Here is a 14,014-nt window from a genome sequence, read left to right as displayed (position 1 = left end):
AAGGAGATTCACCCATGGCAAGCCGTGCCGAAAAACGCGTCGCTGACGACGACGCCGAGGTCGCTTCCGTGCAGGTCGATTCTGTTCAGGTCGACGCTGTGGACGTCGAAGCCGTGGCCGTCGAGGCAATCGTCGTCGAAGAAGCTGTCATCGTCGAAGACGCTGTCGTTGTCGATGATGCTGTCGTTGTCGATGATGCTGATGTCGCCGAAGACGCTGACGTTGTCGAAGAAGCCGTTGCTGTCGAAGAACCTGCCGTCGTCGAACCCGTAGCCGTCGAACCCGTAGCCGTCGAACCCGTAGCCGTCGAAGCCGCGCCGGAACAGCCTGCCGAGGTCGAGTCACGGCCGGACGAATTGCGGCTGCTCGAAGCGTTGCTGTTCGCCGCCAGCGAGCCGCTGGATCAAGCGGCACTGGCGAAGCGCATGCCCGACGGCGTCGACATCAAGGCCGCTTTGGCCCGGCTGCAGGCCGATTATTCGTTGCGCGGGGTCAACCTCGTGCGCGTGGCCAACAAGTGGACGTTCCGCACCGCCGGCGATCTGTCGTGGCTGATGACGCGCGAGACCACCGAGACGCGAAAACTGTCGCGTGCGGCAATCGAGGTGCTCGCCATCATCGCCTATCACCAGCCGGTGACCCGCGCCGAGATCGAAGACATTCGCGGCGTCGTCACCTCCAAGGGCACCCTCGACGTGCTGCTGGAGACCGGCTGGATCCGGCCGCGCGGCCGTCGCAAGACGCCGGGCCGGCCGCTGACCTTCGGGACCACCGAGAGCTTCCTGTCGCAGTTCAGTCTCGAAGCGCTGGGCGATCTGCCAGGGCTGGAAGAGCTGAAGGGTACCGGCCTGCTGGATTCGCGGCTGCCCTCGGGCTTCAGCGTGCCCAATCCGTCCGACGATCCTGCCTTGCGCGACGACGAGGATCCGCTGGAAGTCGACGATCTCCAGCTGATGCTGTCGCCTGCCGCCGAGCTGGAGTTCGAGAATCCCGCCGCTGCCGCACCGCAAGCCGTTGAATCCGTTGATGCTGTCGCATTCGAAGCCGAATCGGTCGAGATCGAGATCGAAGCAGAGACCGGCGAGGCTGAGGCCGTGCTGACGCTGGAGGATCTGGAGGCCGAGGATCTCGAGGAATCCGAAGCGCTCGACGTCGAAGATGCCGAAGCGGAACTGGACGAGCCCGAGACGTTGGAAGCCGAAGCTTCGGCAGCGGACGAAACCGAGGCCGAGGCGGCGGACGCAGGCACTGCTGAGCCGAATGCCGTCGACGGCGACGACGCAAAGCCGGAAAAGGACCACGAAAGCTGATCCGTGCGGCCGGGTGGCGACACCCGCGCGAGACCACGGCGCGGGGATTAACGATCCCCGGAGCCTGCGGCATTATCAGCGATTCCACGCAGGTCTAAGTCCTTGTTTTTGCCACCTCCTGCGCCTACGTTCCGGTCAGATTGAGGTCGGGCAACCGGCCTGACGCTTGGAGGATTGCAGGATGGGTTCACTCAGCATTTGGCACTGGATCGTAGTGATCGGGGTGGTCCTGCTGCTTTTCGGGCGCGGCAAGATTTCCGACCTGATGGGCGACGTTGCCCAGGGCATCAAGGCCTTCAAGAAGGGCATGCAGGACGACGACAAGGTGGCGGAAAAGCCCGCCGAGCCGGTCCGCACCATCGACAATCCGCCGCCGCAGCCGGCTGCACGGACCGACGTCGGCAGCAAGGCTGTCTGAACGCATTGTGACGGCTTGCGGCAAACCCGTGGCAGGCCTAGGTCTTGCGGCAGCTTTGTGGCGGGCCAGTTGAGGAAACGCGGGGGCCCCGATGGTCGGGCAACGTGCCTCGCGTGAGCGGAAGTTTTCATGTTCGACATCGGGTGGAGTGAACTGGTCGTCATCGCGGTGGTCGCGTTGATCGCCATCGGCCCGAAGGAATTGCCCGGCGTGCTGCGCATGGTCGGGCAATGGATGGGCAAGGCGCGCAAGATGGCCGCCGAGTTCCAAGGCCAGTTCAACGAGGCCATGCGCGAAGCCGAGATGGCCGATGTCAAGAAGGCGTTCGACGACATCAAGGACACCGCCTCCGGATTCTCCAAGAACAACATCATGACCTCGCTGACCAAGGACGTCAGCGACGCCATGACCATCGACAAGATCGAGAACATCGACACGCCCGTGGCGACACCGACCACGCCGGAGCCGCCGACGCCGGAGACCTTTGTCGAGGCTGAGGCCCACGCGGCCCAGATGGAGCCGCTGGCCATCACCCAGGAAGTGCAAGCCACGCAGGACGTACAAGCCGTGACCCCCGAGACGCCGCCGGCCGGGCTTCCGGTCGTGGCCGAGAGCCACGCGCTGGCCGATCCCGAACTCACCAAGGACACCCGCGCATCATGAGCGCCGAGGACATCGAAGCCTCCAAGGCGCCGCTGATGGATCACCTGATCGAGCTGCGGTCGCGGCTGATCAAGGCGCTGCTGGCCTTCGCCGTGGCGTTCATCTTCTGCTTCTTCTTCGCCAAGCAGATCTACAACGTGCTGGTCTGGCCGTTCGTCTGGGTCGCCGGCCCCGAGAATTCCAAATTCATCTACACCGCGCTGCTCGAATACTTCCTCACCCAGCTCAAGCTGGCGATGTTCGGCGCCGGCTTCATCTCGTTCCCGATCATCGCCGCGCAGATCTACATGTTCGTGGCGCCCGGCCTCTACAAGCACGAGCGCGGCGCGTTCCTGCCGTACCTGATCGCAACGCCGGTGTTCTTCGCGCTCGGCTCGCTGCTGGTGTATTTCCTGGTGCTGCCGATGCTGATCCGCTTCTCGCTGGGCATGCAGCAGACCGGCAGTTCCGAGACCGCCCAGATCCAGCTGCTGCCGAAAGTCGGCGAATACCTGTCGCTGATGATGTCGCTGATCTTCGCCTTCGGCGTCGCGTTCCAGCTGCCGGTGGTGCTGACCTTGCTCGGCCGCATGGGCGTGATCACCGCCAAGCAGTTGAAGGACAAGCGCCGCTACTTCATCGTCGTCGCCTTCGTCATCGCCGCGGTGCTGACGCCGCCCGACGTCATCAGCCAGGCCTCGCTGGCGATCCCGCTGCTGGTGCTCTACGAGGGCTCCATCATCGCCGTCGGCATGGTCGAAAAGAACGCCGCCAAGGCCGCCGCCGCGAAGGCTGCTGCAGACGGCACGTCGCCGCCGGACGTCACGCCGACGGAGTAGGGACTGCCGCCCACTCTGCCGTCATCCCCGCCGAAACGCAATTGCGTTTCGGCTGGAGGCGCCGTCGCAACTTGCGGCTGCCTCGAAGGATGGCCGCAAGCGAGTTCGTGGCCGCATCCTTCGAGGCTCGCCCCAAGCGAAGCAAGGGCTCCGCCTGGGGGCGAGCACCTCAGGATGACGACAGTTTTTTCCATTTCATGTTCCAAATCAGGGGTATTCGGGCTACTGGATGCGCAATGCTGACTCTCCGTATTCTTGCGGAAGGTCAACGTCGCCACGCTCAGGACCCCTGCCATGCACGACATCAAAGCGATCCGCGACAATCCCGAGGCTTTCGACGCTGCGCTGAAGCGGCGCGGGCTGGCGCCGCTTTCGGCGTCGCTGATGGCCATCGACGAGCAGAGGCGGACGGCGATCCTGGCATCCGAGCAGGCGCAGGCGCGGCGCAATGCGGCTTCCAAGGAAATCGGCGAGGCCAAGAAGAACAAGGACACCGCGCGCGCCGATGCGCTGATGGCCGAAGTCACCGAACTCAAGACCACCATGCCGGCGATGGAAGCCGCGGTGAAGGACGCCGAAGAGCAACTCAAGACCGCGCTGGCCGGCATTCCCAACCTGCCGCTCGCCGAAGTGCCCGAAGGCAGCGACGAGCACGGCAACATTGAGCGTCACAAGTTCGGCGCCAAGCGCAGTTACGCCTTCGCGCCCAAGGCTCACTACGATCTCGGCGAGGCCATGGGCTTCATGGACTTTGAAGCGGCGGCGAAACTGTCGGGCGCGCGCTTCGTCGTTCTGAAGAAGGGGCTGGCGCGGCTCGAGCGGGCGATCGGGCAGTTCATGCTCGACCTGCACACCAACGAACACGGCTATATGGAAGTGAACCCGCCGCTGCTGGTGCGCGACGATGCGATGTTCGGCACGGCGCAGTTGCCGAAGTTTCACGATGATCAGTTTGCCGTATACGCAGAACCAGATTTGCGTGCGAATTTTGAATCCGATTTGAAGCGAAGCAGAAATTCCGCCTTGGATCATGCGCAGTTACTTGGATTTGATGCTGCTCGTCAGGCTCCGTTCCAAGAACTGAAACTTCACAATGATCCCACGCGCTACTGGCTCATCCCCACCGCCGAAGTCCCGCTCACAAACCTCGTCCGCGAATCCATCCTCGACGAAAAAGAACTGCCGCTGCGCATGACCGCGCTGACGCCGTGTTTTCGCGCCGAAGCCGGCGCTGCCGGACGCGACACCCGCGGCATGATCCGCCAGCATCAGTTCACCAAGGTCGAGCTGGTGTCGGTAACCACGCCGGAAGAGAGCAGTAACGAGCACGAGCGCATGCTGGCCTGCGCCGAAGAGGTGCTGCGCCGTCTGGAACTGCACTACCGCGTCATGACCCTGTGCACCGGCGACATGGGGTTTGCCGCGCAGAAGACTTACGACATCGAGGTGTGGATGCCCGGGCAGGGCGACGGCGGCGCCTATCGCGAGATCTCGTCGTGCTCGGTGTGCGGTGATTTCCAGGCGCGTCGCATGGACGCGCGGTCGCGCGGCCCCGACGGCAAGCCGCGCTTCGTGCACACGCTGAACGGCTCCGGCACCGCGGTCGGCCGCGCGTTGATCGCGGTGATGGAAACCTATCAGCAGGAAGACGGCTCGATCGCCGTACCGACGGTGCTGCAGCCCTATATGGGCGGGCTGAAAACGATCTCGGCCGCGTGAGGATCTGTCGCATGGCATTGCGGATCGCGGCGCCGGCCGCGCTGGCGCTGTTCGCCTTTCTGATGGCGTCGCTTGCGCCGGCGCTGGCGCAATCCTCGCCCGCCGAACTGATCTCGCAGTTCCGCGCCAAGAACGGCGAGGGCCCGGTGACGATCGACGCGACGCTGAATGGGATCGCCCAGCAGCAGGCGTCGGCGATGGCGGCGAAGGACGTGCTCGATCACGATGTCGCCGGCAATTTCAACGTGCGCGTGGCGCCGTCCAAGGCCGGCAGCGCCGCCGAGAACATCGCCTATGGCTATGCCGATTTTCCGCGCACGCTCGGGCAGTGGATCAATTCGTCCGGCCATCGCCGCAATCTGCTGCTCAAAGACGCGTCGAAAGTCGGCATCGCCAACGCCAAAAGCGCCAGTGGGAAGACCTATTGGGCGATGGTGATCGCCGGCGCTTACGAGAAGCCGAGGCCCAAAGCGAAGCCGCCGGCGCAGGGCGCCGCAAAGGGAGCGGCCAGGGACAAGCCTGCGAAGCGGGCGCCGCGCGACTGCACAGTCAAGATGCTCGGCCTCTGTTTCTGAGCCGATGGCAAGGCGCGCGCCGCACGACTTGCCAGCAGTGACGTCGACAGCCTGCTCTGTCTTCGGCTGGATTAGGTCCAACCACTGACTTGGTTCGGCATCATACCCGCGCCGCCGCCAGCAGCCGGCATTTTGCCTTGGCAGCCGTGATGCTGACGTGGCCGACATGGATCTTCGGAAATGCCTTGCGGCTTTTCGGCGCGATGGTTTCGGGGATGGTGCGGCGGCGCTCGGTAACGACGCGGCCGTCGCGTCCGCGGAATGCGCAGAGCAGTTCGAAATCCTTGACGGCATAATCGTTGCGGTTGCGGATGGTGAAGGTCATCAGCGCTTTCGCGCCAAGTCCGCCGCGGCGGAACGATTGCCTGGAGATGCTGAGGCGCTGCAGGGACGCGGTGGCCTCCGGCTCCGCTTGGCGGCTGGTCGGCAGCGCCGATGTGGTGGCCGGCTCGGACCCATCGTCATCCGCCGTGCTGGCCAGAACGACGCCTAGTGGCGGCAGCGGCGGCGCGGGTGCGGCGGGGTAGTTGCGCGATTCCGTCCACATCCAGCCGGCCAGCGCTGCGATCAGAATCGGCGGCAGTCCTGCATCCATCAACCTGCTAAATCGTTCGGTCGGCATTGCGCGATCCCGACGGGGGCGGGCGCAACCGGCTTCGGCCGCGCTGTCGCGCCTCGGACGTCCATCGTAATGGACTTGCGTGACAAACCGGGCTCGGACGGGAATGTTCCGGCGGCCGGCCCTGTGCGCTGCAATACGACCGGGGAAAATTAGCTTGGCAAAACCGGCCGCGTGCTGGCAAAAGTCCGCTGCCCGGCCCCGGCTGCCCAATGACCTCTGAAAAGGCGCGCGAATGCGGATTCTCTGTACCAATGACGATGGCATTCACGCGCCGGGCCTGAAAATCCTCGAACAGATCGCCAGAGAATTGTCCGACGACGTCTGGGTGGTGGCGCCCGAGCTCGACCAGTCCGGTGTCTCGCATTCGTTGTCGCTCAACGATCCGCTCCGCCTGCGCGAAATCGGCCCGCGTCATTTTGCTGTCAGGGGTACGCCGACCGATTGCGTGATCATGGGCGCGCGGCACATCCTGCTCGACAAGCAGCCGGACCTCGTGCTGTCCGGCGTCAACAAGGGCCGCAACGTCGCCGAGGACGTGGTCTATTCCGGCACCATCGCCGGCGCTTTGGAAGGCACTATTCTCGGGCTGCCGTCCTTCGCGCTGAGCCAGGAATTCAGCCTCGAGACCCGCCACAAGCCGCTGTGGGAGGCGGCGCTGAAGTTTGGGCCCGGCATTATCAGCAAGGTGCTTGCCGCCGGCGTGCCGAAGAACACCGTGATCAACGTCAACTTCCCGGCCTGCGCGCCGGAGGAAGTGCAGGGCGTGATGGTGACCCGGCAGGGCAAGCGCAACCAGGGCTTCCTGCGCGTCGACGAGCGCCGCGACGGCCGCGGCAACCCGTATTTCTGGATCGGCTTCGAACGCGTCGCGGTGGTGGACATGCCGGCCGAGGGCACCGACCTTGCAGCCCTCGCCGCGCGCTTCGTCTCGGTGACCCCGCTGCGGCTCGACCGCACCGACGACGCATTCTCCGCCGCGCTGACGAAGACGCTGGGGTAGCTGAGCTGGCGGCCCATCCTTCGAGGATCGCCGAAGACGGCGAGCGCCTCCAGTCTGAACGCAATTGCGTTCAGACGAGGATGATGGCGGAGTGTGTTGCGATTCGGGGGAGGGTGATTTGAGCCTGCCAGCCCCATACTCCACCGTCATCCTGAGGCGCTCGCCCGCAGGGCGAGCCTCGAAGGATGCATGTTCAGCGCTCTCTACCGCCACGACGCCGGGACAGCTGCTGCAAAGCGGACCAGTCGGACCGGATCAAAGCTTCCTTCTTGGCGCGGCTCCAGCCCCTGACCTTTCGCTCGGCAGCGATGCCATCGGTGATACGGTCGAAATAATCGGACCACACGACGACGACCGGGCGTCTGGAGTAGGTGTAGCCCTTGTAGACCCCGGCGTTGTGCTGGTGGATGCGAGGCTCGAGGTCTTCGCCGGTCGCACTGCCGACGTAATACGAGCCGTCTGAGCAGCGCAGCATATAGACGAAAACACCCATCGCCGTCGTCCTTCGAGGCTCGCTACGCGAGCGCCTCAGGATGACGTCGATTAGTCTGTTGTCAATTTGGGTAGCTTAAACCGCGACGCCCTTCAGTGTGGTGGCCAGCACCTGCGCCAGGGTTTCCATCTGGAAAGGCTTCTGCAGGGTGGGGCGGTCGCGGTACATTTCAGGCAGGCCTTGGGCGCCATAGCCGGTGGCGAAGACGAATGGCCGGTTGCGGGCATGGATGACGTCGGCGACCGGCGAGATCACCTTGCCGTTGACGTTGACATCGAGGATGGCGATGTCGAATTCGGTGGTCTCGGCCAGGCGAATGGCTTCTGTGATCTCGCCGGCTTCAGCGGCAACACTGTAGCCCAGCTCTTCGAGCATATCGGCGACCATCATGCGGATCATCACCTCGTCCTCGACGAGGAAGACCGAGCCGCCGGGCGGCTTCGATGAAGTCATAGCCGGTTTCCTTGGTTCATTACGTGACAAAATCGCAAATTACGGGATTGAAGGCAATCACGCCGTTGTCTCGCTTCAACCACAGCGAGGCGACCAAATCCCCAATGTCGGGCGATGACAAGCCTCAACAATTTTCTGGATTAACGCCCCGCGGTGCAACGATCTGGATCGGTTCTGGTTCCCCGAGGGGATCCCGATCCGGCGCCGCCTCGGCGCTGCCATTGCGTCAACCTATCTGCGCTAATGGGTAGACGATCAAGTGAAGTATTGCGTGAGGTCGCCATGCCGCCGGTCAGTCCGCCGCCCGAAAAGATGATGTTTCAGCTGTCGTTGCGCCGTCGCGGGATCAGCGACCTGCGCGTGCTGCGGGCGATGGACGCGATTCCGCGCGAGGTATTCGTCGAGGCCGCCGACCGCGCCGAAGCCTGGCGCGACACCGCGCTGCCGATCGCCTGCGGCCAGACCATCAGCCAGCCCTTCGTCGTGGCCTATATGACCGAGCAATTGCGGCTCGAGGCGACCCATCGCGTGCTCGAAATTGGCACAGGCTCGGGATACCAGGCCGCGGTTCTGGCGCATCTTTGCAAGACAGTCCTGACTGTTGAGCGGTTCCGAACCTTGGCTGACACCGCGCGGGCGCGGTTGGAAAAGCTCGGCCTGCACAATGTCGAGGTGATGCTCGGCGACGGATTCGATTTGCCCGCCAATCTCGGCGCTTTCGACCGCATCATGGTGACCGCGGCGATGGCCGAGGTGCCGGCGGCGCTGACGGACCGGCTCGAGGTCGACGGTATCCTTATCGCACCGGTCGGGCCGCATAACGGCGTCCAGACCCTGGTCCAGATCCGCAAGACGGCCGACGGACTGGAGCGGAAGCCGCTGGTGGATGTGAGGTTTGTGCCGGCGCTGCCCGGCATTGCGCGCGAACTCTGACAAAAGTTCGACGCCCCCCACAGCTCCTGCCGGCAGGGTTAAAGGCTTGGTAACGCGGACGGTGTTTACTCTTTTCAGTAATCAGTTGTTGCGTATGAGTGAGTAACCCATGTCCAGCGTTGTCGAGTTGCTTTGCTCGCGCCGCGCCCCGCAGGCTGCGGTGCTGGCGCTGATGTCGATCGGTTTTGCCGGCTGCAGCGCCGATATGCAGACGCGATTGTCACAAGCCCCAAGTTTTGATTCCGGTCAGTCCCGCGGCTTCGGCTGGCAGGGTGAGGCGACCGGTTCGGTACCGCGGTCGGCGCCGACCGCGCCGGTGCAGCGCAGCGAACTGCCGCAGTATCAGCGCCCGCAGTATCAGCCGCAGCCGCAATACCAGTCGCAGGCCCTGCCGCCGCCGATCGCTGCGCCGCAGTCCTATCCGACCGGTCGCCCGATGGCCGCCGCAACCACCGCCGCGCCGGTTTCCGGCGGCGGGCGTGGCCTGGCGTCCTATACGCCGCCGACCCATGCGCCGATCGAGACCACCGGCACCGTCGCGCCGAAATCCATTGCCGCCACCAACGGTCTGGCCCGCGATGGCGGCACCCGGATCATTGTCGGGACGTCGGATACGCTCGAGACCCTGTCGCGCCGCTACAACGTGTCGTCGGCGGCCATCCTGCAGGCCAACGGCTACAAGGGGCCGCGCGCGCTGTCGCCGGGCCAGCAGCTGATCATTCCGCGCCAGACCGCCGTTGCTGCGCCGGCTCCGCTTGTCGTTCCTGCTGCCAAGCCGGTGGCGATGGCGGCGCCTGTCGCCGGGCCCGCGTCGGTTCACGTGGTCAACAATGGCGACACGCTGAACAGCATTGCCCGCCGCAATCACATTCCGGTCGCCGATCTGGCGCGGGCCAATGGCCTCGACACCAAGGCGCAGTTGAAGATAGGCTCCAGGGTCACCGTGCCGTCGGCGCGAGCCGCCGTCGCAGCTGCACCGGTTGCCGCACAGCCGGTGGTCGCCGCGGCGCCTGCCGGTGCGGTCGCCACCGCGCCCGCCACCAAGCTGGCTTCCGCCGAACCGGCGCAGAAGGCACGCATGGCGGTTGCCACCACCACGCCGGAAGAGGCCGCACCGGAAACGCCGGCTAAGGCCGCCGATGCCACCGGCGCGCTGCCGACGTTCCGCTGGCCGGTGCGCGGCCGCGTGGTCACCGGCTACGGCGCCAAGACCAACGGCAAGTCCAATGACGGCATCAACGTCGCGGTGCCCGAGGGCACCCCGATCAAGGCCGCCGAAGACGGCGTCGTCGCTTACTCCGGCAACGAACTGAAGGGCTACGGCAACCTGGTCCTGGTGCGCCATTCCAACGGCTACGTCACCGCATATGCCCATGCGAGTGAGCTGATGGTGAAGCGCGGAGAGACCATCAAGCGCGGCCAGGTCATCGCCAAGTCCGGCCAGTCCGGCGAGGTGGGATCACCGCAGCTGCACTTCGAGATCCGCAAGGGCTCGTCGCCGGTCGATCCGCTGCAGTTCCTCAATGGCGCGTAAGCGCGGTTGATATCAGTGAAGTAGCAAGGGCGCCGTCTGGAAACAGGCGGCGCCCTTTTTTGCTGCTGTCTCGTGTCCCGGACGCGGCGCAGCACGAAGTGCTGCTCCGCAGATCCGGGACCGTCACGAACGCTGGCGCTTGGTAAGGCCCCGGATCTGCAGCGCACCACGCTGCCTGCGGCAGCGCGTTGCGCAGCGTCCGGGGCACGAGCGCGGAGTTGACTGCTACTTCCCCGCCAGCCTGACGCCCAGGCGGCCCGCCAGTTCCTGGGTGAACTGCCACGCCACGCGGCCGGAGCGCGAGCCGCGGGTGGTCGACCATTCCAGTGCCTCGCGCTGCAGTTCGGCGTCGTCGAGCCTGATGCCGTAATGGCTGCAATACCCGTTGACCATGGCGAGGTACTCGTCCTGGCTGCATTTGTGGAAGCCGAGCCACAGGCCGAAACGGTCGGACAGCGAGACCTTTTCCTCGACAGCTTCGCCGGGATTGATGGCGGTGGAGCGCTCGTTCTCGACCATTTCGCGCGCCAGCAGGTGGCGGCGGTTGGAGGTGGCGTAGAGGATGACGTTGTCGGGCCGGCCCTCGATGCCACCTTCCAGCACCGCCTTCAGCGACTTGTAGGAGGCGTCGTTGCCGTCGAAGGACAGGTCGTCGCAGAACACGATGAAATGGAAGTCCGAGGCGCGCACCACGGCCATCAGCGCCGGCAGGCTCTCGATGTCCTCGCGATGAATCTCCACCAGCTTCAACCGGCCGGCGACGCGCTTGTCGGCATTGACGCTGGCGTGGGCCGCCTTCACCAGCGACGACTTGCCCATGCCGCGCGCTCCCCAGAGCAGGGCGTTGTTGGCGGGCAGGCCGGTGGCGAAGCGCTCGGTGTTCTCGATCAGGGTGTCGCGCATCCGGTCGATGCCCTTGAGCAGCGCGATGTCGACGCGGCTGACCTTGGGCACCGGCGCCAGCCGCCCGTCGGGATGCCAGATGAAGGCGTCGGCGGATTTCAGGGAATCGGCATTGGCCGCGGTCGGCGAGGCGGCGGCCATGCTGGCAGCGATCGTCTCCAGGGCGCGGGCGATGCGCTCGTCCATGGCGGGCGGTTTGGTCGCACGCGGACGTTTTGCCGCGGCTTTCGCCGGTTTCCGGGCTGCAGGCTTCGCAACGGCGCGACGGCTTGTTTTATTGGGCTTTTTTGTCATTTGGGGCCTTCCTTGGCGCGAACCCATATCGGCCCCCGCGGGCGCCCGCAAGCGGGCAAAATGAGGGCCAAATCAACGGTCTGGCAGCGTTGCAATTGGGCGGCCGGTGGTTATAGTCCGCGCGAATTCGCCCCCGGGCCGGTCAGAGCACCGCCGCGGCACCGGGTGGCTCCTGTTTTCACGAGGAATTTCCGATGTTCATTACCCCAGCCTTTGCCCAGGCCGCTGCGGCCGGCGGCGACACCAACAGCATGCTGATGTCGCTGCTGCCCTTCGCGCTGATCTTCGTGATCATGTACTTCCTGATCCTGCGTCCGCAGCAGAAGAAGGTGAAGGACCACGCCGAACTGGTGAAGAACATCCGCCGCGGCGATACCGTGGTCACCTCCGGCGGCCTCGTCGGCAAGGTCACCAAGGTGGTCGACGACGACCAGATCGAATTCGAGATCTCCGACGGCGTCCGCGTGCGCCAGATGCGCCAGATGATTTCGGGCGTGCGCACCAAGGGCGAGCCGGCCAAGGAAAAGGCCGACAAGTCGGAGAAGGTCGAGAAAATCGAGAAGGCCGACGCCGGCAAGGACGAGACCTCCGCGAGCTGAGGCTCATCATCGGCGCGGCTCCGGCCGCGTCTTCGCGTCGCCATTTCAGGATCTGACGGGTTAACTCGATGTTGTATTTCACGCGGTGGAAGGCGCTGGCGATCATTCTGACAGCGCTGGTGGTCTGCCTGTGCGCGGTTCCGAACTTCTTCCCCGAAGCCACCGTCAAGACCTGGCCCAAATGGGCGCAGCGCCATCTGGTGCTGGGCCTCGATCTGCAGGGCGGCGCCCATCTGCTGTTCGAGGTGGATGCCAACTCGATCAAGAAGGACAAGCTCGAGCAGGTCCGCGACGACGTCCGCCGCACCCTGCGCGATGCCAAGATCGCCTATACCGGCCTCAGCGCGCGCAATGACAGCGTCGAGGTCCGTATCGGCAAGGACACCGATGTGCCGACCGCGCTGACCAAGCTGCGCGAGCTGTCGCAGCCGCTCGGCGGATTGCTCGGTTCCAACGGCCAGCGCAGCCTTGAAGTGGCCGACGCCGGCGGCGGGCTGATCCGCCTGACTGTGCCGCCCGCGGCCATTGCCGACCGCGTGCGCCAGACCGTCGAGCAGTCGATCCAGATCGTCGAGAAGCGCGTCAACGAACTCGGCACCGTGGAACCGGTGATCCAGCGCCAGGGCGCCGATCGCATCCTGATCCAGGCTCCCGGCGAACAGAATCCGCAGCGGCTGATCGATATCATCGGCAAGACCGCCAAGATGGACTTCCGGATGGTCGACTCGTCGGTGCCGGCCGATCAGGCCCAGCAGGGCCGCGTGCCGCCGGACTCCGAAGTCCTGCTCGGCGCCGAACCGCCGAACGCGCCTTACGTCATCAAGAAGCAGGTGCTGGTGCCCGGCTCGGATCTGATCGATGCGCAGCCCGGCTTTGACCAGCGCACCAACGAACCGATCGTCAGCTTCAGGTTCAACACCTCCGGCGCCCGCAAGTTCTCCGAGGCCACCCTCGCCAATGTCGGCCAGCCCTTCGCCATCGTGCTCGACAACAAGGTGATCTCGGCTCCGGTCATCCGCGAGCCGATCACCGGCGGTTCGGGCCAGATTTCCGGCAGCTTCACCGTGCAGGCCGCCAACGATCTGGCGATCCTGCTGCGCGCCGGCGCGCTGCCGGCGCCCCTGACCATCATCGAACAGCGGACCGTTGGCCCCGGCCTCGGCGCCGACTCGATCGCCAAGGGCGAGCTCGCCGCCTATGTCGGCTCGATTCTGGTCATCATCTTCATGCTGCTGACCTACCGGCTGTTCGGCCTGTTCGCCAACATCGCGGTGGCGATCAACGTCGCCATGATCTTCGGCATCCTGTCGCTGCTCAACGCCACGCTGACGTTGCCCGGCATCGCCGGCATCGTGCTCACCGTCGGCATTGCGGTGGACTCCAACGTGCTGATCTATGAGCGCATCCGCGAGGAAATCCGCGGCGGCCGTACCGCGATCTCGGCCATCGATGCCGGTTTCAAGCGCGCGCTGTCGACCATCCTGGATTCCAACATCACCACCTTCATCGCCGCTGCGGTGCTGTTCTATATCGGGACTGGTCCGGTGCGCGGCTTCGCCGTGACGCTCGGCATCGGCATCGTCACCACGGTCTTCACCGCCTTCACCGTCACCCGCCTCATCGTTGCGGCCTGGGTGCGCTGGAAGCGGCCGACCAGCGTGCCGATTTGAGATTGCGGAG

At 65.0% G+C, this 14,014-nt stretch carries 14 protein-coding genes and 2 pseudogenes; 12 read left to right on the top strand and 4 right to left on the bottom strand.

The genetic code is table 11. The annotated features are described in order from the left end of the window. The first annotated feature begins 14 nt into the window (after positions 1-14). The 7 genes and pseudogenes from scpB (at position 15) to ONR75_RS19245 (ending at position 5,503) form a co-directional block, all read left to right on the top strand. Complete coding sequence (gene scpB / locus ONR75_RS19270) at positions 15-1,310, top strand: SMC-Scp complex subunit ScpB (RefSeq protein ID WP_265078675.1); 1,296 nt, start codon at positions 15-17, stop codon at positions 1,308-1,310. A 181-nt stretch (positions 1,311-1,491) separates the two neighbouring features. Next, positions 1,492-1,728 carry a twin-arginine translocase TatA/TatE family subunit gene (locus ONR75_RS19265; RefSeq protein WP_265078674.1) on the top strand — a complete coding sequence of 79 codons (237 nt, stop codon included), beginning with the start codon at positions 1,492-1,494 and terminating at the stop codon, positions 1,726-1,728. A gap of 129 nt (positions 1,729-1,857) precedes the next feature. After that, positions 1,858-2,391 (top strand): Sec-independent protein translocase protein TatB, encoded by a 534-nt coding sequence (tatB, locus tag ONR75_RS19260; protein WP_265078673.1) that lies wholly within the window; start codon positions 1,858-1,860, stop codon positions 2,389-2,391. Continuing rightward, positions 2,388-3,209: a twin-arginine translocase subunit TatC gene (gene tatC, locus ONR75_RS19255; RefSeq protein WP_265078672.1), complete on the top strand. Its 822-nt coding sequence runs from the start codon at positions 2,388-2,390 to the stop codon at positions 3,207-3,209. The genes tatB and tatC overlap by 4 nt, the downstream gene beginning before the upstream one ends. A 294-nt stretch (positions 3,210-3,503) precedes the next feature. Continuing rightward, positions 3,504-4,175: pseudogene (locus tag ONR75_RS32890) on the top strand (serine--tRNA ligase); the annotation flags it as partial. Between the two features lie 138 nt (positions 4,176-4,313). After that, positions 4,314-4,928 (top strand): annotated as a pseudogene (serS, locus tag ONR75_RS32885) (serine--tRNA ligase); the annotation flags it as partial. 11 nt (positions 4,929-4,939) lie between these two features. After that, complete coding sequence (locus tag ONR75_RS19245; RefSeq protein WP_265078670.1) at positions 4,940-5,503, top strand: CAP domain-containing protein; 564 nt, start codon at positions 4,940-4,942, stop codon at positions 5,501-5,503. Positions 5,504-5,603: 100 nt separating this feature from the next. On the opposite strand, the gene ONR75_RS19240 is transcribed toward ONR75_RS19245, so the two are convergent. Next, on the bottom strand, positions 5,604-6,125 hold the full coding sequence (locus ONR75_RS19240) for a hypothetical protein (protein ID WP_265078669.1): 522 nt from the start codon (positions 6,123-6,125) through the stop codon (positions 5,604-5,606). 232 nt (positions 6,126-6,357) lie between these two features. Here ONR75_RS19240 and surE point away from each other — a divergent pair, with 232 nt between their 5' ends. Beyond that, complete coding sequence (gene surE, locus ONR75_RS19235; protein ID WP_265078668.1) at positions 6,358-7,125, top strand: 5'/3'-nucleotidase SurE; 768 nt, start codon at positions 6,358-6,360, stop codon at positions 7,123-7,125. A gap of 193 nt (positions 7,126-7,318) precedes the next feature. Here surE and ONR75_RS19230 read toward each other — a convergent pair whose 3' ends face one another. Both ONR75_RS19230 and ONR75_RS19225 read right to left on the bottom strand, forming a co-directional pair. Continuing rightward, the gene (locus ONR75_RS19230) at positions 7,319-7,618 is read right to left on the bottom strand and encodes a GIY-YIG nuclease family protein (RefSeq protein ID WP_265078667.1); all 300 of its coding nucleotides are present in this window, start codon (positions 7,616-7,618) and stop codon (positions 7,319-7,321) included. A gap of 75 nt (positions 7,619-7,693) precedes the next feature. After that, the gene (locus tag ONR75_RS19225) at positions 7,694-8,071 is read right to left on the bottom strand and encodes a response regulator (protein WP_265078666.1); all 378 of its coding nucleotides are present in this window, start codon (positions 8,069-8,071) and stop codon (positions 7,694-7,696) included. A gap of 282 nt (positions 8,072-8,353) precedes the next feature. Between ONR75_RS19225 and ONR75_RS19220 the strand changes: the two genes are divergently transcribed. Both ONR75_RS19220 and ONR75_RS19215 read left to right on the top strand, forming a co-directional pair. Beyond that, positions 8,354-9,004, top strand: a complete 651-nt coding sequence (locus tag ONR75_RS19220; RefSeq protein WP_265078665.1) for a protein-L-isoaspartate(D-aspartate) O-methyltransferase — start codon at positions 8,354-8,356, stop codon at positions 9,002-9,004. Positions 9,005-9,113: 109 nt separating this feature from the next. Beyond that, positions 9,114-10,538: a peptidoglycan DD-metalloendopeptidase family protein gene (locus tag ONR75_RS19215; protein WP_265078664.1), complete on the top strand. Its 1,425-nt coding sequence runs from the start codon at positions 9,114-9,116 to the stop codon at positions 10,536-10,538. A gap of 225 nt (positions 10,539-10,763) precedes the next feature. Here ONR75_RS19215 and ONR75_RS19210 read toward each other — a convergent pair whose 3' ends face one another. Beyond that, positions 10,764-11,735 carry an ATP-binding protein gene (locus ONR75_RS19210; RefSeq protein ID WP_265078663.1) on the bottom strand — a complete coding sequence of 324 codons (972 nt, stop codon included), beginning with the start codon at positions 11,733-11,735 and terminating at the stop codon, positions 10,764-10,766. 194 nt (positions 11,736-11,929) lie between these two features. Between ONR75_RS19210 and yajC the strand changes: the two genes are divergently transcribed. Next, the gene (gene yajC / locus ONR75_RS19205) at positions 11,930-12,334 is read left to right on the top strand and encodes a preprotein translocase subunit YajC (protein WP_265078662.1); all 405 of its coding nucleotides are present in this window, start codon (positions 11,930-11,932) and stop codon (positions 12,332-12,334) included. 68 nt (positions 12,335-12,402) lie between these two features. Beyond that, positions 12,403-14,004 (top strand): protein translocase subunit SecD, encoded by a 1,602-nt coding sequence (gene secD, locus ONR75_RS19200; protein ID WP_265078661.1) that lies wholly within the window; start codon positions 12,403-12,405, stop codon positions 14,002-14,004. The last annotated feature ends 10 nt before the right edge of the window (positions 14,005-14,014 follow it).

It is taken from the genome of Rhodopseudomonas sp. P2A-2r, from assembly GCF_026015985.1.
Taxonomy (GTDB): domain Bacteria; phylum Pseudomonadota; class Alphaproteobacteria; order Rhizobiales; family Xanthobacteraceae; genus Tardiphaga.
Note: the sequence above shows the minus strand (reverse complement) of the source record. Positions and strands in the feature narration are given on the sequence as shown.